Genomic DNA, 22,673 nt, shown 5'->3' with positions numbered 1-22,673 from the left:
GATGGTGCATCCGGGAGGATTCGAACCTCCGACCGCTCGGTTCGTAGCCGAGTACTCTATCCAGCTGAGCTACGGATGCAAATGGCGGTGAGGCGGGGATTCGAACCCCGGATGCAGCTTTTGACCGCATACTCCCTTAGCAGGGGAGCGCCTTCAGCCTCTCGGCCACCTCACCACGCGCCTCTTACGAGTGCTTCGAAGAACTTGTTTCTGCTCATCGTCGCTGCGTGGCGCACATATTACTTTCTGGGACTTATAAGTCAAACAATTTTTCCCACGCTTTTATCGTTTGCACACTTCACGCTCAATTAGTCTGCAAAAACGGCAAAAAGGGTGTTTTATCAACAGATAAATCGGCGTGTTACACCGCCTGAGCGCAGGCAGAAAAACCGAATAACCAGGAAAGAGCCTGCCGGCACCGGAAGCGATACGGAAAAAGAGTGAAGAAAAATGAAAAAGAGAAAGGACGCGAGGAGCAGGTTGCGCCTCATCGGAAGAGATGAGACGCGAAAACCTTAGTAACTGGACTGCTGGGATTTTTCAGCCTGGATACGCTGGTAGATCTCCTCACGATGGACAGAGACTTCTTTCGGGGCGTTTACGCCAATGCGCACCTGGTTGCCCTTTACCCCTAAAACTGTCACGGTGACCTCATCTCCAATCATGAGGGTCTCACCAACTCGACGAGTCAGAATCAGCATTCTTTGCTCCTTGAAAGATTAAAAGAGTCGGGTCTCTCTGTATCCCGGCATTATCCATCATATAACGCCAAAAAGTAAGCGATGACAAACACGTAAAGTGTAAGCAGTCACGGCATCACATTCTGTTAAACCTAAGTTTAGCCGATATACACAACTTCAACCTGACTTTATCGTTGTCAATAACGTTGATGCAAACGCCGCAGACCGGGGCCTGCGGCGTTAGATAACGCTTATAGTTATTACAGTTTTGCGCTAACCCAGCCTTTCACACTGGCTAACGCTGCTGGCAGAGCAGCCGCATCCGTACCACCGGCTTGCGCCATGTCTGGACGTCCGCCGCCCTTGCCGCCCACCTGCTGAGCGACCATGCCGACCAGCTCCCCTGCTTTCACGCGGTCGGTCACATCCTTCGACACGCCCGCAATCAGAGAAACCTTACCTTCCGCTACCGTTGCAAGAACGATAACGGTAGAACCCAGTTGATTTTTCAGATCATCAACCATCGTACGCAGCATTTTTGGCTCAACGCCCGCAAGCTCGCTAACCAGCAGCTTCACGCCGTTGATATCAACCGCTTTGCTGGAAAGGTTCGCACTTTCCTGCGCGGCAGCCTGTTCTTTCAACTGCTGCAACTCTTTTTCAAGCTGACGCGTACGTTCCAGTACAGAACGGACTTTTTCGCCCAGATTCTGGCTGTCGCCCTTCAGCAACTGTGCGATATCGCTTAAGCGATCGCTTTCAGCGTGCAGCGTAGCAATCGCGCCTTCGCCCGTAACCGCTTCAATACGACGAACGCCTGCCGCAGTACCGGATTCAGAAACGATGCGGAACAGACCGATATCCCCCGTACGGCTGGCGTGCGTACCGCCACACAGTTCGGTGGAGAAATCGCCCATGCTCAGCACACGAACGCGATCGTCATACTTCTCGCCAAACAGCGCCATTGCGCCTTTAGCTTTCGCCGCTTCAAGGTCCATGATGTTGGTTTCGACCGGCAGGTTGCGACGGATTTGCGCATTCACCAGATCTTCCACCGCACGGATTTCAGACGGTTTCATCGCTTCATTATGCGAGAAGTCGAAACGCAGGACTTTGTCGTTAACCAGCGAGCCTTTCTGCGCTACGTGCGTGCCCAGAATCTGGCGCAGCGCCGCGTGCATCAGGTGCGTCGCAGAGTGGTTCAGGCGAATACGCGCCCGGCGAGCGTCATCCACATCAGCCTGCACCGCATCGCCCACTTTCAGGGAACCGGTCGAAAGCGTACCGATATGTCCAATCGCCTGGCCATATTTTTGCGTATCGCTAACCGCAAACGCGAAGCCTGCGCCTTTCAGTTCGCCTTTATCGCCAACCTGACCGCCGGATTCCGCATAGAACGGCGTCTGATCCAGCACGACAACGGCTTCCTGACCCGCGCTAATCGCATCTACCGCTTTACCATCCACAAACAGCGCGGTCACTTTACCGTTCAGTTCCAGATGCTCATAACCTTTAAATTCTGACGCGCCGTCAACGCGGATCATCGCGTTATAGTCTGCGCCAAAACCGCTGGCCTCACGCGCGCGACGACGCTGTTCTTCCATCGCGGCTTCAAATCCCGCTTCATCAACTTTGATGTTGCGCTCGCGGCAAACGTCCGCCGTCAGGTCAACCGGGAAGCCGTAGGTGTCATACAGACGGAAAGCGGTTTCGCCATCCAGCGTGTCGCCGGAAAGCTTCGCCAGCTCTTCGTCCAGCAGCGCCAGACCACGTTCCAGCGTACGGGCAAACTGCTCTTCTTCCGTTTTCAGAACCTGCTCAACCTGCGCCTGCTGGCGCTTCAGCTCTTCACCGGCAGAGCCCATAACGTCAATCAGCGGCCCAACCAGCTTGTAGAAGAAGGTCTCTTTCGCGCCCAGCATGTTGCCATGACGAACCGCACGACGAATGATACGGCGCAGCACATAGCCACGGTTTTCATTCGACGGAACCACGCCGTCGGCGATCAGGAAAGCGCAGGAACGGATGTGGTCGGCAATCACGCGCAGCGACTTGTTGCTCAGATCGGTCGCGCCAGTCACCTTCGCAACGGCTTCAATCAACGTGCGGAACAGGTCAATTTCATAGTTGGAGTTAACGTGTTGCAACACAGCGGCGATACGCTCCAGACCCATACCGGTATCGACGGACGGTTTCGGCAGCGGTTCCATCGTGCCGTCAGCCTGACGGTTGAACTGCATGAAGACGATGTTCCAGATCTCAATATAGCGATCGCCATCTTCTTCCGGGCTTCCCGGAGGGCCGCCCCAGATGTGATCGCCGTGGTCGTAGAAGATCTCGGTACATGGACCGCACGGCCCTGTATCGCCCATCTGCCAGAAGTTGTCGGACGCGTATGCCGCGCCTTTGTTATCACCAATTCGGATGATACGTTCGCGCGGAATGCCGACTTCTTTTTCCCAGATCTCGTAGGCTTCATCGTCAGTTTCATAGACGGTCACCCACAGACGCTCTTTTGGCAGGGCAAACCAGTTTTCACCGGTCAGCAGTTCCCACGCAAACTGAATCGCGTCGTGTTTGAAATAGTCGCCGAAGCTGAAGTTACCCAGCATTTCGAAGAAGGTGTGGTGACGTGCAGTGTAACCGACGTTTTCCAGATCGTTGTGTTTACCACCCGCACGTACGCAACGCTGCGAAGTGGTGGCGCGGGAATAATTACGCTTGTCGAGCCCAAGGAAAACATCCTTGAACTGGTTCATCCCGGCGTTGGTAAACAACAAAGTTGGGTCATTGTTTGGCACCAGGGAGCTGCTGGCAACTACCTGATGTCCCTTACTGTGGAAAAAATCGAGAAACGCCTGACGGATCTCAGCGGTGCTCTTGCTCATAATTATCCTGAAATCAAGCTAACGAAATATCATTACCCGCCTCAGCGCTCATATGCCCTGCCCGGCTGGCAATTGAAAAAAGTGGGAATAAGATAAGTTTTCTTTACGGGGAAGTAAAATCCCGTATGCAGTCAATCGTCAAAATTTCGCCATATCTCCTGAATATCCTCTATCAGATAGCCACGATAAAGCAGGAAACGCTGGACTTTGACCTTTTCCGAAAATGCGGCAGGTAAGGGTTCGCCATATTTGCGGATCGCCTGTTCGCGTGCAAGACGCAACCACTCAATCTCGCATTCACGCATTGCGCGTTCAATCGCCTCACGCGCAATGCCTTTTTGATTCAGCTCCTGCCGAATACGTGCCGGGCCATAACCTTTACGGCTGCGGCTGGCGATAAAGCGCGAAACAAAACGATGATCATCAAGGTAGTTGTGCTCATGGCACCAGGCGATAACCCGTTCATAGTCTTCCGGCGCCGCATCGATCTCTTCCGGCCCGTTTTTTCCCATAACCGGTGCGGAGAGTTTACGCCGCAGTTCCTGTTCACTGTGATCGCGTACCGCCAGAATACGTACCGCGCGATCCAACAGACGGTTATACGCGGGGCGTCGCGGTGTGGATTCACTCATAACAAACCTTCGGAAAAAGAAATGCAAAAAGGGCCGCAAGATATGCAGCCCTTCAAAGTATAAGCCCGATAAGGCGCCAGAGCGCCGCCACCGGGCAATGCAACGATTAGAAATCTTCGTTGGTTTCTTTCACACCTTCACCGTTGTCATCAACGGAGAAGTCTGGCGTCGAGTCCTGATTGCTCAGCAGCAGCTCACGCACTTTTTTCTCGATCTCTTTGGCGGTCGCCGGGTTCTCTTTCAGCCAGGTAGTGGCATTCGCTTTACCCTGACCGATTTTCTCGCCGTTATAGCTGTACCATGCACCGGCTTTCTCGATCAGCTTCTCTTTCACGCCCAGGTCAACCAGTTCGCCATAGAAGTTGATGCCTTCGCCGTAGAGGATCTGGAACTCAGCCTGTTTAAACGGCGCGGCGATTTTGTTCTTCACAACCTTCACGCGGGTTTCGCTACCCACGACGTTTTCGCCCTCTTTCACCGCGCCGATACGGCGGATATCCAGACGAACGGACGCGTAGAATTTCAGCGCGTTACCCCCGGTAGTGGTTTCCGGGTTGCCGAACATGACGCCAATTTTCATACGGATCTGGTTGATGAAGATCAGCAGGGTGTTGGACTGTTTCAGGTTACCGGCCAGCTTACGCATCGCCTGGCTCATCATACGCGCCGCGAGGCCCATATGAGAGTCGCCGATTTCACCTTCGATTTCCGCTTTCGGCGTCAACGCCGCCACGGAGTCAACAACGATAACGTCTACAGCGCCTGAACGCGCCAGCGCATCACAGATTTCCAGCGCCTGCTCGCCGGTGTCCGGCTGGGAGCACAGCAGGTTGTCGATATCGACGCCCAGTTTGCGGGCATAGATAGGGTCCAGCGCATGTTCGGCGTCGATAAACGCACAGGTTTTGCCTTCACGCTGTGCAGCGGCAATCACCTGAAGCGTCAGGGTGGTTTTACCGGAGGATTCCGGCCCGTAGATTTCTACGATACGCCCCATCGGCAGGCCACCCGCGCCCAGCGCGATATCCAGAGAAAGCGAACCGGTGGAGATGGTTTCCACATCCATGGAACGGTCTTCACCCAGGCGCATGATGGAGCCTTTACCGAATTGTTTTTCGATCTGGCCCAGCGCTGCCGCCAACGCTTTCTGTTTGTTTTCGTCGATAGCCATTAACTACTCCTGTCATGAGCCGGGGTCCGCTTGCGCTTGTACCGGATAGTGAATTCTGTACTGTTAGGTGCGATTATACTGTACAGTCATACAGTATCAAGTGTTTTGTAGAAATTGTTGCCAGAGCGTTTTGAGCGCATATTCCGTCGCCTGGCGACGTACGCTGTCACGGTCGCCGCTAAAGCACTCCCGACGGGTGATCCCCTCGCCCTGTGCGGTTGCGAAACCAAACCAGACAGTGCCGACGGGCTTCACGTCGCTGCCGCCGTCCGGCCCGGCAATACCGCTGATAGAAACGGCATAATCCGCGCGGGCCGCTCTGAGCGCGCCAATCGCCATCTCAATCACCACCGGTTCGCTGACCGCGCCGTGCTGCTCAAGCGTCGGTTCGCGCACGCCAGTCATTTGCGCTTTCGCTTCATTACTGTAGGTAACAAAACCGCGTTCAAACCAGGCGGAACTCCCGGCGATATCGGTAATCACTTTCGCTACCCAACCGCCCGTGCAGGACTCCGCTGTCGTTAGCGTTGCGCCGCGCTGTTTCAGCGCCAGCCCTACCACTTCGCTTAACTGCATCAATTCATGGTCAGTCATCATCGCTTAAGGCTCCTGAAAAACGTGCAGCACAAGATAGCACTTTCTGAGCAGATATGGGGACGAGGTGCGGATTTTACGAGGAGGCTTCAGAAAAAGCCGATGCGAAGGCATCGGCCGATCGTACGGTTATTTCATACTGTTGGCGATGGTCTCAACATTGTGGCGAAACGCTTTTACGTAGCTATCCGCCACGCCGCCTTTTGCCGACAAGGCTTCAGGATACAGCTCGCCGCCCGGCTGCGCGCCCGTCGCGCTGGCGATCTGTTTTACCAGACGCGGATCGAGCTGATTCTCCATAAACCAGGTGTTCACTCCATCCGCTTTAATCTGCTTAATGAGCGCGGCGACCTGCGCGGCAGAGGCTTCACTTTCCGACGACAGCCCCTGCGGCGCCAAAAACTCAACGCCGTAGGCGCGACCGAAATAACCGAAGGCGTCGTGGCTGGTCAGCACCTTGCGTTTCTCCTGCGGGATCTGGCTAAAGCGCGCTTTCGCCCACGCGTCCAGTTCAGTCAGCTGTGCGATGTAAGGTTTGCCGGAAGCCTCCAGCGCGGCTTTATCCTGCGGGTCGGCGTTGACCAGCCCGGAAAGAATATTCTGCGCATACAGCGCGCCGTTCGCTGCGCTATTCCAGGCATGCGGATCGGTGACGGTTTCGCCGTCTTCATCCAGCGTATGCGTCTTCACCCCGTCGGAAGCCACCACCAGCGTACCTTTGAAACCGGAGGCTTTTACCAGCCGGTCAAGCCACCCCTCCAGCCCCAGCCCGTTCACTACCACCACATCCGCTTTGCTCAACGCCGCGCTGTCTTTCGGCGAAGGCTCAAAGGTATGCGGATCGCCATCCGGCCCAACCAGCGTAGTGACGTTGACATTCTTGCCGCCGACCTCCTGGGTGATGTCGCCGAGAATAGAAAAACTCGTCACCACATTCAGCGTTTTCGCCAGCGCGCCTTGCGTCATCAACCCCAACGCGAGCGCAATCATTACCCCTGTACGTTTCATCTTTTCCCCTTGCATTAAAAAAGCGCGCGCAGACTGTCAGCCAGCCTGCTGCGCGTGCCGAATAAAATGGAAATAAAGAACAGCGCGCTGGCGGTCAGTACAATCGACGGCCCGGCGGGTAAACTCACCGCCCAGGAAAGGCTTAGCCCCAGCCATGCACAGACGACGCCGCTGCCGCCGGCAAGCAATAACAGCCCCGGTAACGTGCGCGCCCAGCAGCGGGCCGCAACGGCAGGAAGCATCATCAGCCCTACCGCCATCAGCGTGCCGAGTACCTGAAAGCCAGCCACCAGATTCAACACCAGCAACGAGAGAAACAGCCCGTGCAGCAGCGAAGGCAGCCAGCGCGCGTTAACCTGCAACCATGCGGTATCAAACGCTTCACTCACCAGACCACGATAGAAAATCGCCAGCATGATCAATGTGAATGCGCATACCCCCGCCACGAACAGCGCGGAATCGCGATCGACCGCCAGAATGGAACCAAACAGAAGATGCAGCAGATCGACATTTGACCCGCGCAGCGACACCAGCGTAACCCCCAGCGCCAGCGATCCCAGGTAGAACCCGGCGAAGCTGGCGTCTTCTTTTAGCGGCGTACGGCGACTCACCATTCCCGCCACCAGCGCTACCGTAATCCCGGCGATAAACCCGCCAATGCTCATTGCCAGCAATGACATTCCACTGAGCAGATAGCCCACCGCCACGCCGGGCAGCACCGCATGCGACAGCGCGTCTCCCATCAGGCTCATACGTCGCAGCAGTAAAAAGACGCCAAGCGCCGTCGTGCTGACCGAAAGCGCCAGACAGACCACCAGCGCCCGCCGCATAAAGCCGTATTCAATAAACGGCTGAAAGAAAATATGCCAGATCATGCCACTCTCACCCGCTCGGTCATCCAGTGAGACACGTCCGTATCCAGCCGTAACGTCTGCGGAAAATAGCGCGCCACTCGTTCGCTGTCGTGCAGCACCGCCAGCACCGTTTGCCCTCGCTGATACATCTCCAGCATCAGCCCCATCAGTACGTTGCAGGTCTCCTCATCCACGCCGGTAAAGGGTTCATCCAGCATGACCAGCGGCGCTTCCTGCACCAGCACACGGGCAAACAGCATGCGTTGAAACTGACCGCCGGAGAGTTCATCAATGGTCATCGTCGCCATTGCCTCCAGCCCCACGCGCTCAATAGCGTGGGCGACACGCAGACGGGTTTTGCGTTGAAATCCCCCCAGCAGGGAAATATCAGGCCAGCACCCCATGCTCACCACGTCCTGAACGGTAAGCGGAAACTGCGTCTCCAGCGCGTGACGTTGCGCCAGCCAGCCAATTACCGGGCGGCGTCCGCGCCAGCGAAATGCGCCGCTCACCGGAGGAAGAAAACCGGCCAGCGTTTTCAGCAGCGTTGATTTGCCGCAGCCGTTAGCGCCGATAATCGCCGTCATACTGCCGCGTTCCAGCGTGCCGGTCAGCGGCGACGTGACCGGCTGTCGCTCGTAACCAGCCACCAGTTGATTCAGGATAATCATGGCAATGCCACCGCCCAGCGCACGGCCAGTCCGATAAACAAAACAAGCGCGATAGCCATCAACAGGCGAGTCAAAGCCGAAAGAGAGAAGAGTGAAGCAGACATATTCGCACCACAATAAAATGTTATAACATAACAATAATAAAATGCGATGCGGATGTAAATTGCCAGGAAAAAAGGGAGTGTGGCGAAATGTTTCAGACGTGAAATAGCGCAGCAACGGCGCTGCACGCTCCCCTTTCTCTCAGGGAAAAGGGAGCGTAATCCAGACCGGGTAAGCGTAGCCCCCCGGAAAACGCACCGCGGCTACTGACTAAACGGCGACGCCGCAGGTACACGCGCCAGCGCGACGGCCTGACCAAGCTGCCAGACCGCCATCGCATAGTGAGTGCTGTGGTTATAGCGCGTGATGGCATAGAAGTTCGGCAACCCGTACCAGTACTGATAGCCCGTACCCACATCCAGACGCAGCAGGCTGGCCTGCTGATGATTGCCCAGCGACTGCTGCGGCGTCAGCCCGGCGGCCGCAAGCTGAGCAATGCTGTACTGGGTTTTAAAGCCGTTCGCCAGCCCTGGTGCCTGACCGTTGGCCGGAACGGCGACCACATCGCCTTTCACCCAACCGTGGGCTTTGAAATAGTTCGCCACGCTGCCGATGGCGTCAACCGGGTCCCACAGGTTGATGTGCCCGTCGCCGTTAAAGTCCACCGCGTACTGCTTATAGGACGACGGCATAAACTGCCCGTACCCCATCGCACCGGCAAAAGACCCTTTCAGATCCAGCGGGTCGTCCTGCTCATCACGCGCCATCAGCAGGAACGTTTCCAGCTCGCCGGAGAAATACTCCGCCCGACGCGGATAGTTAAACGACAGCGTCGCCAGCGCATCCAGAATTCGCGTTTTACCCATGATGCGGCCCCAGCGGGTTTCCACGCCAATAATGCCGACGATAATCTCCGGCGGGACGCCATAAACCTGCCATGCACGGTTCAACGCATCCTCATATTGATTCCAGAACGCCACGCCGTTTTGCACATTGTCCGGGGTAATAAACTGCTTACGATAGCGCAACCATGCGCCATTCGGCCCCGCTGGCGGTTGCGTGGTCGGCGCCTGTCTGTCCATCAGTCGCAGAACGTAGTCCAGGCGCTTCGCCTGCGACAGGATCTCCTGCAACTGCTGGCGATTAAAACCGTGCTTGTTCACCATCTTCTCAATGAACTGCTGCGCGTTCGGATTATTGGCGAAATCACCACCCATCACCATGACATTGTGCTGCGGCTCAAGCAGGAAACCGCCGGACGGCGCTCCCGTTGTCGTTTGAATTTCTGAAGACTGTGGTTTGCTGCTACAGGCAGCAAGCAACGCAAAGAGAGGAAGTAGTGCTACATAACGACGCTTGAACATGAGACATCCATTAAACAGATTCAGCCAGGGGGAAGTATGGTAAAGCATCCCGCTTCGCACAAGGAAGCGCTCTTCACAGAATACGCACTATTCTCCCGTAACATCCCTGCTTTTTTTCTCCGCAACAAACGCAAACTTTCACTTTAAAATATTTATCTTTCATTTTGAGATCAAAATAACACTTTTAAATCTTTCGATCTGATTAAAATAACTCACCAATTGGCAAGATAACAACAAACCCTACAGGAGAGAACAATGATCGAAACCATTACACATGGTGCGGAGTGGTTTATCGGGCTGTTCCAGAAAGGCGGAGAGGTGTTCACCAGTATGGTGACCGGTATCCTTCCGCTTTTGATAAGCCTGCTGGTCATCATGAATGCCTTAATAAACTTCATTGGCCAGCAGCGTATTGAACGTTTTGCCCAGCGCTGCGCCGGGAACCCGTTATCCCGTTACCTGCTGCTGCCGTGCATCGGTACGTTTGTGTTTTGTAACCCGATGACGCTGAGTCTGGGCCGCTTTATGCCAGAAAAATACAAGCCCAGTTACTACGCGGCGGCTTCCTACAGCTGCCACTCGATGAACGGACTGTTCCCGCACATCAACCCCGGCGAGCTGTTTGTTTACCTGGGCATCGCCAGCGGCCTGACGACACTCGGCCTCCCGCTTGGCCCGCTCGCCGTCAGCTATCTGCTGGTCGGTCTGGTCACCAACTTCTTCCGTGGCTGGGTGACTGACCTCACCACATCCATCTTTGAGAAAAAAATGGGCATTCAACTTGAGCAGAAAGTCCACCTGGCTGGAGCAACATCATGACGCGTATTCGTATTGAGAAAGGCACCGGCGGCTGGGGCGGCCCGCTTGAACTGGATGCAACACCCGGAAAGAAAATCGTCTACATCACCGCCGGGACGCGTCCGGGGATTGTCGACAAACTGGCGCAACTAACAGGCTGGCAGGCGGTGGATGGCTTTAAAGAGGGCGAACCGCCTGAGGAAGAGATCGGCGCGGCGATCATCGACTGCGGCGGCACGCTACGCTGCGGGATTTATCCGAAACGGCGCATTCCAACCATCAACATCCACTCTACCGGGAAGTCGGGGCCACTAGCGCAGTACATCGTGGAAGATATTTACGTCTCCGGGGTAAAAGAAGAGAACATCACGCTGAGCGGCGAAGCGCCTGCAAACGCGCAGCCTGTCGCCTCGCCTGCGGGCCGCGATTACGACGCCAGCAAAAAAATCACCGAACAGAGCGATGGCCTGCTGGCGAAAGTCGGTATGGGGATGGGCTCAGCGGTAGCGGTGCTGTTCCAGTCCGGGCGCGACACCATCGATACGGTGCTGAAAACCATTCTGCCGTTTATGGCGTTCGTCTCGGCGCTGATCGGCATCATTATGGCCTCCGGTCTCGGCGACTGGATCGCTCACGGCCTGGCGCCGCTTGCCAGCCATCCGCTGGGGCTGGTCACGCTGGCGCTCATCTGTTCATTCCCGCTGCTGTCGCCCTTCCTCGGCCCTGGCGCGGTGATCGCCCAGGTTATCGGGGTGCTGATTGGCGTGCAGATTGGTCTGGGTAATATCCCTCCCCATCTGGCGCTGCCCGCGCTGTTCGCGATTAACGCTCAGGCCGCGTGCGACTTTATTCCGGTCGGTTTATCGCTGGCAGAGGCCCGCCAGGACACCGTTCGCGTCGGCGTGCCTTCCGTGCTGGTGAGCCGCTTCCTGACCGGCGCGCCTACCGTTCTCATCGCCTGGTTTGTTTCCGGCTTTATTTATCAATAAGAGGTTCAGAGATGACCGTGATTTACCAGACCACCATCACCCGTATCGGCGAGAGCGCGCCGGACGCGCTCTGCGACAGGATGCTGATTACCTTTCGTGAAGGCGCGCCGGCGGATATCGAAGCGTTTTGCTTTATCCACTGCCACGGCGAGCTGAACGGCACGCTGCAACCCGGCGCACAGTTTCAGCTGGGTGAGCATCGCTATCCGGTGACTGCTGTGGGTAGCGTGGCCGAGCAGAATCTGCGTGAACTGGGGCATATCACCCTGCGCTTCGACGGGCTGAACGAGGCGGAATTTCCCGGCACCGTACACGTTGCGGGGCCAGTACCGGACGACATCGCGCCGGGCTGTATTTTGAAGTTTGTGGCTTAAAGGTTTAAGGAGAGAAAAATGAATCAGGTTGCCGTTGTCATTGGTGGAGGCCAGACCCTGGGGGCCTTCCTCTGCCGTGGGCTTGCAGAGGTTGGTTATCGCGTCGCCGTTGTCGATATTCAGAGTGATAAAGCCGCAAATGTGGCGCAGGAGATTAACGCCGCGTTTGGCGAAGGCATGGCGTACGGTTTTGGCGCCGATGCCACCAGCGAGCAGAGCGTTCTGGCGCTCTCTCGCGGAGTCGATGAAATTTTTGGCCGGGTTGATCTGCTGGTCTACAGCGCGGGCATCGCCAAAGCGGCGTTTATCAGCGACTTCCAGCTCGGCGATTTCGACCGTTCGCTACAGGTGAATCTGGTGGGGTATTTCCTCTGCGCCCGCGAATTCTCCCGCCTGATGATCCGCGACGGCATTCAGGGACGTATTATCCAGATCAACTCCAAGTCCGGGAAAGTGGGCAGTAAACACAACTCCGGCTATAGCGCGGCGAAGTTCGGCGGCGTGGGCTTAACCCAGTCGCTGGCGCTGGATCTGGCAGAATACGGCATTACCGTGCATTCGCTGATGCTTGGCAACCTGCTGAAATCACCGATGTTCCAGTCACTGCTGCCGCAGTACGCCGCCAAGCTTGGCATCAAGCCGGACGAAGTGGAGCAGTATTACATCGACAAAGTTCCGTTAAAACGCGGCTGTGATTATCAGGACGTACTGGACATGCTGCTGTTTTACGCCAGCGCGAAGGCGTCGTACTGCACCGGACAGTCCATCAATGTGACCGGCGGTCAGGTGATGTTTTAAGAGGTATGATTGCCCGGTGGCGCTGCGCTTACCGGGCCTACGAATATTATGTAGGCCGGATAAGGCGCAGCCGCCATCCGGCAAAATCAAAGGAGCGCATTATGGTTTCCGCACTGATCACCGTCGCCGTTATCGCCTGGTGTGCGCAACTGGCGCTGGGCGGCTGGCAAATCTCCCGCTTTAACCGGGCGTTTGACAAACTTTGCCAACGAGGGCGAGTGGGCGTCGGGCGCTCCGGCGGACGCTTTAAACCGCGAGTGATGGTCGCCATCGCTCTGGATGACCAGCAGCGCGTCACGGATACCTTATTCATGAAAGGTCTCACCATCTTTGCCCGACCGGTTAAAATTCCCGCAATACAGGGCAAACATCTTGATGAATTACAGCCTGATGTGATCTTTCCCCATGATTCGCTCTCACAGAATGCACTATCATTAGCGCTTAAACTGAAACATGGGTAATTTCGTTGTGAATGCTAATTGCTTGCGAAATTATCATTTCACAACTTATACATCAGTCAGGGTAATTACGCCTATGAAACCACGTCAGCGTCAGGCTGCTATTCTGGAGCATCTGCAAAAGCAGGGAAAATGCTCGGTTGAGGAGTTGGCCCAGTACTTTGACACCACGGGCACCACCATTCGCAAAGACCTGGTCATTCTGGAAAATGCCGGAACCGTTATTCGCACGTATGGCGGCGTGGTGTTGAATAAAGATGAATCCGACCCGCCTATCGATCACAAAACGCTGATCAACACCCATAAAAAGGCGTTGATCGCACAAGCGGCCGTTCAGTTTATCCACGATGGCGACTCCATCATCCTTGATGCCGGAAGCACCGTGTTGCAGATGGTGCCGATGCTTACCCGCTTTAGCAATATCACCGTCATGACCAACAGCCTGCACATTGTTAACGCCCTTTCGGAGCTGGACAACGAGCAGACCATCCTGATGCCCGGCGGCACATTCCGCAAAAAATCTGCGTCATTTCACGGTCAGCTGGCAGAAAACGCCTTTGAGCAGTTCAGTTTTGATAAACTGTTTATGGGCACCGACGGCATCGATCTCAATGCCGGAGTGACCACCTTTAATGAGGTCTATACCGTCAGCAAAGCGATGTGCAATGCCGCGCGCGAAGTGATTCTGATGGCGGACTCCTCAAAATTTGGGCGTAAAAGCCCCAACGTTGTGTGCAGTCTGGAAAGCGTCGACAAACTGGTTACCGACGCGGGTATCGACCCCGCGTTTCGTCAGGCGCTGGAAGCAAAAGGGATTGAAGTGATCATAACCGGAGAAACCAATGAGTGATGCATTACTGAACGCGGGTCGCCAGACATTACTGCTGGAGTTACAGGAAGCAAGCCGTCTGCCGGAACGCCTGGGCGATGATTTTGTCCGTGCCGCCAATACTATCCTCCACTGCGAAGGCAAAGTGATTGTCTCCGGTATTGGCAAGTCAGGCCATATCGGCAAAAAAATCGCCGCGACTCTCGCCAGTACAGGAACGCCCGCGTTCTTTGTCCACCCGGCAGAAGCGTTACATGGCGATCTCGGCATGATCGAAAGCCGGGACGTGATGCTGTTCATCTCCTATTCCGGCGGAGCGAAAGAGCTGGATCTCATTATTCCGCGCCTGGAAGATAAATCGATAACCCTGCTGGCGATGACCGGAAAGCCAACCTCCCCGCTGGGTCTGGCGGCAAAGGCTGTGCTGGATATCTCCGTTGAGCGTGAAGCCTGCCCGATGCACCTGGCGCCGACCTCCAGCACCGTCAACACCCTGATGATGGGCGACGCGCTGGCTATGGCGGTGATGCAGGCGCGCGGTTTCAATGAAGAGGATTTCGCCCGTTCACACCCTGCCGGGGCGCTGGGCGCGCGTCTGCTCAACAAAGTCCATCACCTGATGCGCCGTGACGATGCGGTGCCGCAGGTTCAGCTCACCACCAGCGTGATGGACGCCATGCTGGAGCTGAGCCGTACCGGATTAGGTCTGGTTGCGGTATGCGACGCGCAGCGCGTTGTGAAAGGCGTCTTTACCGACGGCGACCTGCGCCGCTGGCTGGTTGGCGGCGGCACACTGGCTACGCCGGTCAGCGAAGCGATGACCCACAACGGCATTACGTTGCAGGAGCAGAGCCGCGCCATCGATGCCAAAGAACTTCTGATGAAGCGCAAGATCACCGCCGCGCCGGTGGTGGATGAAAACGGTAAACTCACCGGCGCAATCAACCTGCAAGATTTCTACCAGGCAGGCATCATCTAACTTTTCAGCCCCAGACGCTTCGCCAGCCGATGCAGGTTGGCGACGTCTGTCTCCAGCGCCCGCGCGCAGGCAGCCCAGTTGTGGTTATTTTGCGCTAACGCACGGCGAATCATCTCCCGCTGGAAAGCCTCGGTAGCGTCGCGCAAATTGTGATTTGCCGGTAGCGTCGGCGTACTGTCGTCAGGCAGAGCGGGAGAAACCTCCTCCTGTAAGGCAAAATGCTGCGCTTCCAGCACCACCTCATCCCCCGCCCGGGTCGCTCTTGCCAGAACCACCGCACGGTGGATCGCATGTTCCAGCTCGCGAACGTTCCCCGGCCAGCCATAGCTCAGCAGATGGCTACGCGCCCCCGGGCTCAGCACCACGCGGGAAAGCCCCAGCCGCAGGCGGCACTGTTCGCAAAAATACCCGGCCAGCAAGACCACATCCTCACCACGCTCACGCAGCGGCGGCACGGAGAGCGGGAACACGCTCAAACGGTGGAACAGGTCGGCGCGAAAACGCCCGGCCAGCACCTCTTCACGTAAGTCGCGGTTAGTCGCCGCCAGCACGCGCACGTCAACGCGCAGGCTGCGATCGTCCCCGACGCGTTGAATATCGCCATACTGCAAAACGCGCAGCAGTTTCGCCTGCAACGCCAGCGACAGCTCGCCGATCTCATCAAGAAACAGCGTGCCGTTATCGGCCATTTCGAACTTACCGCTACGGTTGCTGATTGCCCCGGTAAACGCCCCTTTGACGTGGCCGAAAAGCTCGCTCTCCGCCACGCTTTCCGGCAGCGCGGCGCAGTTCAGATACACCAGCGGGTTCACCGCCCGTGGCGAGCCTTCGTGAATCGCTTTCGCCACCAGCTCTTTCCCGGTTCCCGTTTCGCCGCTGATCAGCACGTTGAGATCCGACCCCGCCACAATCTCAATCTCTTTTTTCAACTGCATCATATTTGGCGACAGGCCGATCATCTGCGTTTCTTTCACCTGTTCGAAAGAGGCGGAAGACCCCGGCAACATATTCTGGCTTTCTAATTGCTCAATAAGCAGCGCATTGCTCAGCGCCCCCGCCGCCAGCGCTGCGATGAGCCGCAGTTCTTCATCGCTGAAAACATCAAACTGATCGGGTTCCATGCCGTCAAGCGTGAGTGCGCCAATCAGGGTTTGCCCGGCGAACAGCGGCAGCCCGATACAGGCGTGTACCTTCAGGCTCTCCTGATCCGGGATCAGCCCGTCATACGGGTCCGGCAGGTCGCTGTCGGCCGGAAAACGCACCACATCCCCGGCACGGGCAATGGCTTCCAGTCGCGGATGCCCTTCCAGAGTGAAGCGCCTGCCCAGTACATCCTGCGCCAGGCCGTCGATCGCCAGCGGAATAAACTGCCGCCCCTCATAGCGCAGCAGCGCCGACGCATCGCACTCCAGCACCTGACGCAGCGTGGTGATCAGGCGCTGAAAGCGGTCCTGATGCCCGATACCACTTTGTAATTCAATGGCGATGCCCGCCAGGACATCAACTGAAAAGCTCATGGCTACCTCATTGTCATTTTGACAATTAATAGTGTCATATTGACAATTAATTGAATAGTCTTTTTGACTACCATTTTATGAGTATAAATTTTTTAATTATTTAAAATCAATCAGTTAAAAAGTTGGCACGCATCCTGCTATTAGCAATACATCTTTCTTAAAAAAACTGTATTTACTGAGGTTGCTATGTCTATTCTGGTTAAAAATAACATTCATTGGGTTGGCCAACGTGACTGGGAAGTTCGTGATTTTCACGGGACCGAATATAAAACGCTGCGCGGAAGCAGCTACAACAGCTATCTCATCCGTGAAGAAAAAAATGTTCTGATCGATACCGTAGACCATAAATTCAGCCGCGAATTCGTGCAAAACCTGCGTAGCGAAATCGACCTGGCCGACATTGATTACATCATTATTAACCATGCGGAAGAAGACCACGCGGGCGCGCTGACCGAACTGATGGCGCAAATCCCGGATACGCCGATCTACTGCACCGCAAACGCCATTGACTCCATTACCGGTCACCACCATCACCCGGAATGGAACTTTAACGTCGTAAAAACAGGCGACACGCTGGATATCGGCAACGGCAAGCAGCTGATTTTTGTTGAAACCCCGATGCTGCACTGGCCGGACAGCATGATGACCTACATGACGGGCGACGCGGTACTGTTCAGTAACGACGCCTTCGGTCAGCACTACTGTGATGAACGTCTGTTCAACGATGAAGTCGATCAGACCGAGCTGTTCGAGCAGTGCCAGCGTTACTACGCCAACATCCTGACGCCGTTCAGCCGTCTGGTCACGCCAAAAATCACCGAAATCCTCGGCTTCAACCTGCCGGTAGATATGATTGCCACCTCTCACGGCGTGGTATGGCGCGACAACCCAACTCAGATCGTTGAACTGTATCTGAAATGGGCGGCGGATTATCAGGAAGATCGCATCACCATTTTCTACGACACCATGTCCAACAACACCCGCATGATGGCCGACGCGATTGCGCAAGGCATCAACGAAGTTGACCCGAACGTGGCGGTGAAAATCTTTAACGTCGCACGCAGCGATAAAAACGAAATTCTGACCAACGTGTTCCGCTCCAAAGGCGTGCTGGTCGGTACTTCTACGATGAACAACGTGATGATGCCGAAAATCGCCGGTCTCGTTGAAGAGATGACTGGCCTGCGCTTTCGTAACAAACGCGCCAGCGCCTTCGGTTCCCACGGCTGGAGCGGCGGCGCGGTAGACCGTCTGTCCACCCGTCTGCAAGATGCCGGCTTCGAGATGTCACTGAGTCTGAAAGCGAAATGGCGTCCTGATATTGATGCCCTGGAACTTTGCCGCCAGCACGGCCGCGATATTGCCCGTCAGTGGGCGCTCGCTCCGCTGCCGGAAACAAATGTGAAAGCGACAACCCAGGAAGAAGAGTGCGCCTGTGCCGCCGCCGCTGCGGCTGACCTCGGCCCAAGCATGCAGTGCAGCGTATGCCAGTGGATTTACGACCCTGCAAAAGGTGAGCCGTTGCAGGATGTCGCGCCGGGTACGCCGTGGAGCGACGTACCGGATAACTTCCTGTGCCCGGAATGTTCATTAGGTAAAGACGTCTTTGATGTGTTGGCAACGGAGGCAAAATGAGCCGGGGAATTGTCATTATTGGTTCGGGCTTCGCCGCCCGCCAGTTAGTCAAAAACATCCGTAAACAGGACGCGACCATAGCGCTGACCCTGATTGCCGCTGACAGTATGGACGAGTACAACAAACCCGACCTCAGTCACGTCATCAGCCAGGCGCAGCGCGCCGACGACCTCACCCGCCAGTCGGCGGGGGAGTTTGCCGAACAGTTTAATCTGCGTCTGTTCCCACACACCTGGATTACGGACATTGATGCCGACGCCCATGTGGTAAAAAGCCAGGACAAGCAATGGCAGTTCGACAAACTGGTACTGGCGACAGGGGCATCAGCCTTTGTTCCGCCGGTTGCCGGACGTGAGTTAATGCTCACACTGAACAGCCAGCAGGAGTATCGCGCCTGTGAAACGCAACTGAGTGACGCGCAGCGCGTACTGATCGTCGGCGGCGGTCTGATTGGTAGCGAGCTGGCAATGGATTTCTGCCGTGCGGGTAAAGCCGTCACGCTGATTGACAATGCCGCCAGCATTCTGGCCTCGCTGATGCCGCCGGAAGTGAGCAGCCGCTTGCAGCATCGTCTGACCGATATGGGCGTACATCTGCTGCTGAAATCGCAGTTGCAGGGTCTGGAGAAAACCGCTACCGGTATTCGCGCCACGCTGGATCGCGATCGTCAGGTAGAGGTGGATGCGGTCATCGCCGCGACCGGCCTGCGCCCGGAAACCGCGCTGGCGCGCCGTGCCGGGTTGACCATCAACCGTGGCGTCTGCGTTGACAGCTATCTGCAAACCAGCCACCCGGATATTTATGCGCTGGGAGACTGCGCGGAAATTAACGGTCAGGTTCTGCCTTTCCTGCAACCGATTCAGTTAAGCGCCATGTATCTGGCGAAAAATCTGCTCGGCGGGAACGCGCCGCTGAAGCTGCCCGCCATGCTGGTGAAAATCAAAACGCCGGAATTGCCGTTACATCTTGCAGGCGAAACCCAGCGTTGCGACCTGAACTGGCACATTGCGGCGGAGTCCGAAGGGATGGTCGCCCGAGGCATGAATACCGAAGGTCAGCTTTGCGCCTTTGTGGTGAGCGAAGACCGCATGAAGGAGGCCTTTGCGCTGCTGAAAACGCTGCCCGCGTAAGTTCATTGTGCCGGATGGCGGCTGACCTGCAAATCATGACGCCGTAGGCCTGATAAGCGCAGCGCCATCAGGCAATGTTCGAACATCTTTGCCGGATGGCGGCGTAAACGCCTGATCCGGCCTACGGGAAGCGCCTGTTTGTACGTCGCCATCCGGCGATACTGCCACTGATTTATTAACCTCACGCACACGGAAGTGCGCTGCTGCTTGTCGGTATGCCCCGACACGTTTCGCCCCGCCAGTCCCGGGGCTTTTTTTTATTTCTGCGCCAGCTCGCGCGCTGCGGCGATCGCTCCCTGCCCTAACGACACTCCCCCATCCCCGGCCGGTAAACGCTGCGGAAACAGTAAGGTAAAATCAGAAAGACAGAACGCCAGACGCCTGCACAGCAAGTGGTTATGCAGCACGCCGCCGCCGAATACCAGCGTGGTGATCCCGCGTGCGGTCGCTTCCTGACGCAGCAGCGCGGCGAACCCATGCGCCAGCGCGTCGTGAAAGGCCCACGCCCGCTCCTCGGGAGCGGCCTGCCAGTTCAGCCACTGCCGCCAGAACGTGGCTAAATCCAGCTGGTTGTTTTTAACCGGCATCGTCACCGGATGTTCAACGCGATTGCATCGCGAAGCCAGCGCCTCCAGCGCACAGGCCGCTTCTCCTTCATAACTGAGTGTGTCAGGCGCGCAGCCTGATGCGGCGGCGACGGCATCGAACAGGCGTCCGCACGACGACGCCAGCGGGGCGTTGATTCCGCGCTCAATGGCCCGCGCCAGCACGTTCCACTGCTGTCGTTGCAGCGCAGCCGTTTCTGGATAGTCCCGCCAGTCAGGAACGAAGCGCAGACACTGCGCCAGCAGGTTGCGCCAGGGCTGCTTCGCAGCAAGATCGCCGCCCGCCAGCGCGACGGCGGGCAGGCCGCCAAGATGCTCGCATTCACGGTAATTAACACGTAAACACTCTCCGCCCCACAGCGCGCCGCCCTCTCCCATACCGATGCCGTCGAGCGTCAGGGCAATCACATCGCCGCCGTTCAACGGCCAGCCGTGCTCGACCATGCATGCCGCCGCATGCGCATGGTGGTGCAATACCGTTTCGGTCGGAAGCGTCATCTCGCTGGCCCACTGGCTGGAGACGTAGCCCGGATGCGCGTCGCAGACAACGCGTTGCGGCGTAAAATCGTAAATGTTCTGAATCAAACGCAGCGCGTCACGCCACTGCGTTTGAATGCCGTCATCGCTGAGATCCCCCAGATGCTGGCTTACCACCGCCTGCTCGCCGCGCACCAGACAGAAGGTATTTTTCAGATCGGCGCCCAGACAAAGCATCGGCGGCACATCGCGAAATCCCGGCGGCAGCGCGATCGCATCCGGCACATAGCCCCGCGAACGGCGTAGCATTTCGCCGCTGTCACGCACGACCGAGTCATCCATTCGCTGCACGATATCGCGGTTGTGCAACAGAAAACCGTCGGCGATCGCCTTCAGGTCGTCCAGCGCCTGTTGGTTAGTGATAGCTGGCGGTTTACCGCTAAGGTTGCCGGAGGTCATCACCAGCGGACAATTCAGCGCCTGTAAAAGCAGATGCTGGAGCGGATTCGCGGGCAGCATTACCCCCACTTCCGCCAGCCCCGGCGCGATCCCCTCGCACAGCGACGCGACATGCTGTTTATCCACCAGTACGATGGGGGCGGCCGGCGTAGTCAGCAGTCGGCGCGCCGCATCCGGCAAGCCTTCCGCATCCGGCAACATCACCGCCAGCGGTTTCGCAGGGCGGCGTTTACGCGCCCGCAGCATCGCCACCGCCTCATCGTTTTGCGCATCGCAGGCCAGATGAAAGCCGCCAATACCTTTGATGGCGACAATGCCCCCCGCTTTTAACATCGCGACGGCAGCCTGTAGCGCAGCGTCTTTTTCCGCCCGCGCGCTGCCAGAGCGCCACGCCAGATGCGGGCCGCAGGCCGGGCAGGCAACAGGTTGGGCGTGGAAACGGCGGTCGTACGGATCGCGGTATTCCGTCGCACACTTCCTGCACAACGGAAACGATGCCATCACGGTAAACGGACGGTCGTAAGGCATCGCACGAATGATCGTAAAACGCGGGCCGCAGTGGGTGCAGTTGATAAAAGGGTAACGGTAGCGCCGCTCGCCGGGCGTATTCATTTCGGCGAGACAGGCCGGGCATGTGGCCGCATCGGGCACAATTTGCGTATTCATCGTTCCGCCCGCGCTCTGGCGGATGGAGAAATCGGCAGGCAGTTGAGACCAGGCAAACGGCTCGCTCTCGACGCTGTCAATACGGGCCAGCGGCGGGCAATGTTGATGTAACTGCACAATAAACTCCGCCGGATCTTCCTGTAAGCGCACAACCACACCGTCACCGTCGTTACACACGTCGCCATGCAGTTGTAACCGCTGCGCCAGTTGCCAGACGTAGGGGCGAAATCCAACGCCCTGCACCTTGCCACGAATACGCAGCTGTACGCCGGAGTGGTTGTTTATTGTCATGAAGTCGTTCCCGCAGTCATCTATCCCGGTTTGCCTGATGGCGCTACGCTTATCAGGCCTACGGGGATACGAACAGTAGGCCGGATAAGGCAAGGCCGCCATCCGGCATGAATACCACCGTATTTTACGCGGTTTTTCAGTAATCAGAAAAGCAAAGACGCGGAGGAGTCCAGCGCCGCACGGCGACGTTTTTCCGCGCTCAGTTGTTCAAGTTTGTTGCGATCGACGCAAATCAGCGCGTGGGTCGGACAGGCTTCCATACAGGCAGGGCCGGCCTCGCGGTGGTGGCAAAGGTCGCATTTGTTGGCCTCCGCTTTTTCCGCCCGGACGTTCAGACCCGCGCCGCTGTTGCGAATCACCGGACGCACAACCACTTCCATCGCGCCGTATGGGCAAGCGACCACGCAGGTTTTACAGCCAATGCAACGCTCCTGCATCACATGTACGAAACCTTTATCACGGCTGATGGCGCCGTTCGGGCAGACATTGGCGCACGGCGCGTCTTCACACTGGCGGCACAGCGTCGCCGTGGAGACATTCACACCTTTGATCACATGGATGCGGGGTAAGAAAGTTTCAGGGGTCAGCGACGCGCAGTCCTGGTTTTCCTGATGAGACACCACACAGGCCACTTCACAGGTACGGCAACCAATGCATTTATTGGCGTCGGCAATGATGAAACGGTTCATCAAATTCTCCAGCAATGACAGATTATGTGCCGAAACATTCATAAATCGTGCCAGTTTTTAACTGATTGTTATTGC

The 22,673-nt window shown here is 56.7% G+C and carries 22 protein-coding genes and 2 tRNA genes; 9 read left to right on the top strand and 15 right to left on the bottom strand.

The genetic code is table 11. From position 1 onward, the window contains the following. Positions 1-2: 2 nt before the first annotated feature. From OGY62_RS22195 to mltB, 11 genes are all read right to left on the bottom strand, one after another. Positions 3-79, bottom strand: a tRNA-Arg gene (locus OGY62_RS22195). A gap of 3 nt (positions 80-82) precedes the next feature. Further along, positions 83-175: transfer RNA gene (locus tag OGY62_RS22190), tRNA-Ser, on the bottom strand. A 340-nt stretch (positions 176-515) separates the two neighbouring features. Continuing rightward, complete coding sequence (gene csrA, locus OGY62_RS22185; RefSeq protein WP_000906486.1) at positions 516-701, bottom strand: carbon storage regulator CsrA; 186 nt, start codon at positions 699-701, stop codon at positions 516-518. 239 nt (positions 702-940) lie between these two features. Continuing rightward, positions 941-3,568, bottom strand: a complete 2,628-nt coding sequence (alaS, locus tag OGY62_RS22180; protein ID WP_104868277.1) for an alanine--tRNA ligase — start codon at positions 3,566-3,568, stop codon at positions 941-943. Between the two features lie 131 nt (positions 3,569-3,699). Further along, on the bottom strand, positions 3,700-4,200 hold the full coding sequence (recX, locus tag OGY62_RS22175) for a recombination regulator RecX (RefSeq protein WP_286460552.1): 501 nt from the start codon (positions 4,198-4,200) through the stop codon (positions 3,700-3,702). 106 nt (positions 4,201-4,306) lie between these two features. Beyond that, positions 4,307-5,371 carry a recombinase RecA gene (recA, locus tag OGY62_RS22170; RefSeq protein WP_110493905.1) on the bottom strand — a complete coding sequence of 355 codons (1,065 nt, stop codon included), beginning with the start codon at positions 5,369-5,371 and terminating at the stop codon, positions 4,307-4,309. 96 nt (positions 5,372-5,467) lie between these two features. Next, positions 5,468-5,965, bottom strand: coding sequence for a nicotinamide-nucleotide amidase (pncC, locus tag OGY62_RS22165; RefSeq protein WP_286460598.1), 498 nt, complete (start codon positions 5,963-5,965; stop codon positions 5,468-5,470). Positions 5,966-6,094: 129 nt separating this feature from the next. Continuing rightward, entirely contained in the window at positions 6,095-6,973 is an 879-nt protein-coding gene (locus tag OGY62_RS22160) for a metal ABC transporter substrate-binding protein (RefSeq protein ID WP_024130887.1), read from the bottom strand. A gap of 14 nt (positions 6,974-6,987) precedes the next feature. Further along, the gene (locus OGY62_RS22155) at positions 6,988-7,848 is read right to left on the bottom strand and encodes a metal ABC transporter permease (protein ID WP_012134809.1); all 861 of its coding nucleotides are present in this window, start codon (positions 7,846-7,848) and stop codon (positions 6,988-6,990) included. Further along, positions 7,845-8,498 carry a metal ABC transporter ATP-binding protein gene (locus tag OGY62_RS22150; RefSeq protein ID WP_012134810.1) on the bottom strand — a complete coding sequence of 218 codons (654 nt, stop codon included), beginning with the start codon at positions 8,496-8,498 and terminating at the stop codon, positions 7,845-7,847. The genes OGY62_RS22155 and OGY62_RS22150 overlap by 4 nt, the downstream gene beginning before the upstream one ends. Before the next feature lie 305 nt (positions 8,499-8,803). Then, on the bottom strand, positions 8,804-9,904 hold the full coding sequence (gene mltB / locus OGY62_RS22145) for a lytic murein transglycosylase B (RefSeq protein ID WP_071257942.1): 1,101 nt from the start codon (positions 9,902-9,904) through the stop codon (positions 8,804-8,806). 255 nt (positions 9,905-10,159) lie between these two features. Here mltB and srlA point away from each other — a divergent pair, with 255 nt between their 5' ends. The 7 genes from srlA (at position 10,160) to gutQ (ending at position 15,129) form a co-directional block, all read left to right on the top strand. Next, a complete protein-coding gene (gene srlA, locus OGY62_RS22140; protein ID WP_012134812.1) occupies positions 10,160-10,723 on the top strand; it encodes a PTS glucitol/sorbitol transporter subunit IIC in 564 nt (187 codons plus the stop codon). Next, positions 10,720-11,691 carry a PTS glucitol/sorbitol transporter subunit IIB gene (gene srlE, locus OGY62_RS22135; RefSeq protein ID WP_110493903.1) on the top strand — a complete coding sequence of 324 codons (972 nt, stop codon included), beginning with the start codon at positions 10,720-10,722 and terminating at the stop codon, positions 11,689-11,691. Before srlA ends, srlE begins: the two co-directional genes overlap by 4 nt. 11 nt (positions 11,692-11,702) lie before the next feature. Then, the gene (srlB, locus tag OGY62_RS22130; RefSeq protein WP_012134814.1) at positions 11,703-12,065 is read left to right on the top strand and encodes a PTS glucitol/sorbitol transporter subunit IIA; all 363 of its coding nucleotides are present in this window, start codon (positions 11,703-11,705) and stop codon (positions 12,063-12,065) included. 18 nt (positions 12,066-12,083) lie between these two features. Next, on the top strand, positions 12,084-12,863 hold the full coding sequence (gene srlD, locus OGY62_RS22125) for a sorbitol-6-phosphate dehydrogenase (protein WP_012134815.1): 780 nt from the start codon (positions 12,084-12,086) through the stop codon (positions 12,861-12,863). A gap of 101 nt (positions 12,864-12,964) precedes the next feature. Beyond that, positions 12,965-13,324 (top strand): transcriptional regulator GutM, encoded by a 360-nt coding sequence (gene gutM / locus OGY62_RS22120; protein WP_286460551.1) that lies wholly within the window; start codon positions 12,965-12,967, stop codon positions 13,322-13,324. Between the two features lie 73 nt (positions 13,325-13,397). After that, positions 13,398-14,171 (top strand): glucitol operon DNA-binding transcriptional repressor SrlR, encoded by a 774-nt coding sequence (srlR, locus tag OGY62_RS22115; RefSeq protein ID WP_012134817.1) that lies wholly within the window; start codon positions 13,398-13,400, stop codon positions 14,169-14,171. Next, the gene (gene gutQ / locus OGY62_RS22110; protein WP_012134818.1) at positions 14,164-15,129 is read left to right on the top strand and encodes an arabinose-5-phosphate isomerase GutQ; all 966 of its coding nucleotides are present in this window, start codon (positions 14,164-14,166) and stop codon (positions 15,127-15,129) included. Before srlR ends, gutQ begins: the two co-directional genes overlap by 8 nt. Here gutQ and norR read toward each other — a convergent pair. After that, positions 15,126-16,646, bottom strand: coding sequence for a nitric oxide reductase transcriptional regulator NorR (norR, locus tag OGY62_RS22105; protein ID WP_012134819.1), 1,521 nt, complete (start codon positions 16,644-16,646; stop codon positions 15,126-15,128). The genes gutQ and norR overlap by 4 nt on opposite strands. A gap of 186 nt (positions 16,647-16,832) precedes the next feature. Here norR and norV point away from each other — a divergent pair, with 186 nt between their 5' ends. Next, the gene (norV, locus tag OGY62_RS22100) at positions 16,833-18,281 is read left to right on the top strand and encodes an anaerobic nitric oxide reductase flavorubredoxin (RefSeq protein ID WP_012134820.1); all 1,449 of its coding nucleotides are present in this window, start codon (positions 16,833-16,835) and stop codon (positions 18,279-18,281) included. Beyond that, positions 18,278-19,411, top strand: coding sequence for an NADH:flavorubredoxin reductase NorW (norW, locus tag OGY62_RS22095; protein WP_286460550.1), 1,134 nt, complete (start codon positions 18,278-18,280; stop codon positions 19,409-19,411). Before norV ends, norW begins: the two co-directional genes overlap by 4 nt. 2 nt (positions 19,412-19,413) lie before the next feature. On the opposite strand, the gene OGY62_RS22090 is transcribed toward norW, so the two are convergent. The 3 genes from OGY62_RS22090 to hydN all read right to left on the bottom strand — a co-directional run bounded on the left by OGY62_RS22090 (position 19,414) and on the right by hydN (position 22,598). After that, positions 19,414-19,638 (bottom strand): hypothetical protein, encoded by a 225-nt coding sequence (locus OGY62_RS22090; protein ID WP_123907432.1) that lies wholly within the window; start codon positions 19,636-19,638, stop codon positions 19,414-19,416. A gap of 30 nt (positions 19,639-19,668) precedes the next feature. Continuing rightward, positions 19,669-21,909 carry a carbamoyltransferase HypF gene (gene hypF, locus OGY62_RS22085; RefSeq protein WP_286460549.1) on the bottom strand — a complete coding sequence of 747 codons (2,241 nt, stop codon included), beginning with the start codon at positions 21,907-21,909 and terminating at the stop codon, positions 19,669-19,671. Between the two features lie 143 nt (positions 21,910-22,052). Continuing rightward, complete coding sequence (gene hydN / locus OGY62_RS22080) at positions 22,053-22,598, bottom strand: electron transport protein HydN (protein ID WP_024130889.1); 546 nt, start codon at positions 22,596-22,598, stop codon at positions 22,053-22,055. Positions 22,599-22,673: the final 75 nt, after the last annotated feature.

Source organism: Citrobacter sp. CK198 (assembly GCF_030333295.1).
Lineage (GTDB): Bacteria > Pseudomonadota > Gammaproteobacteria > Enterobacterales > Enterobacteriaceae > Citrobacter_B > Citrobacter_B koseri.
Note: the sequence above shows the minus strand (reverse complement) of the source record. Positions and strands in the feature narration are given on the sequence as shown.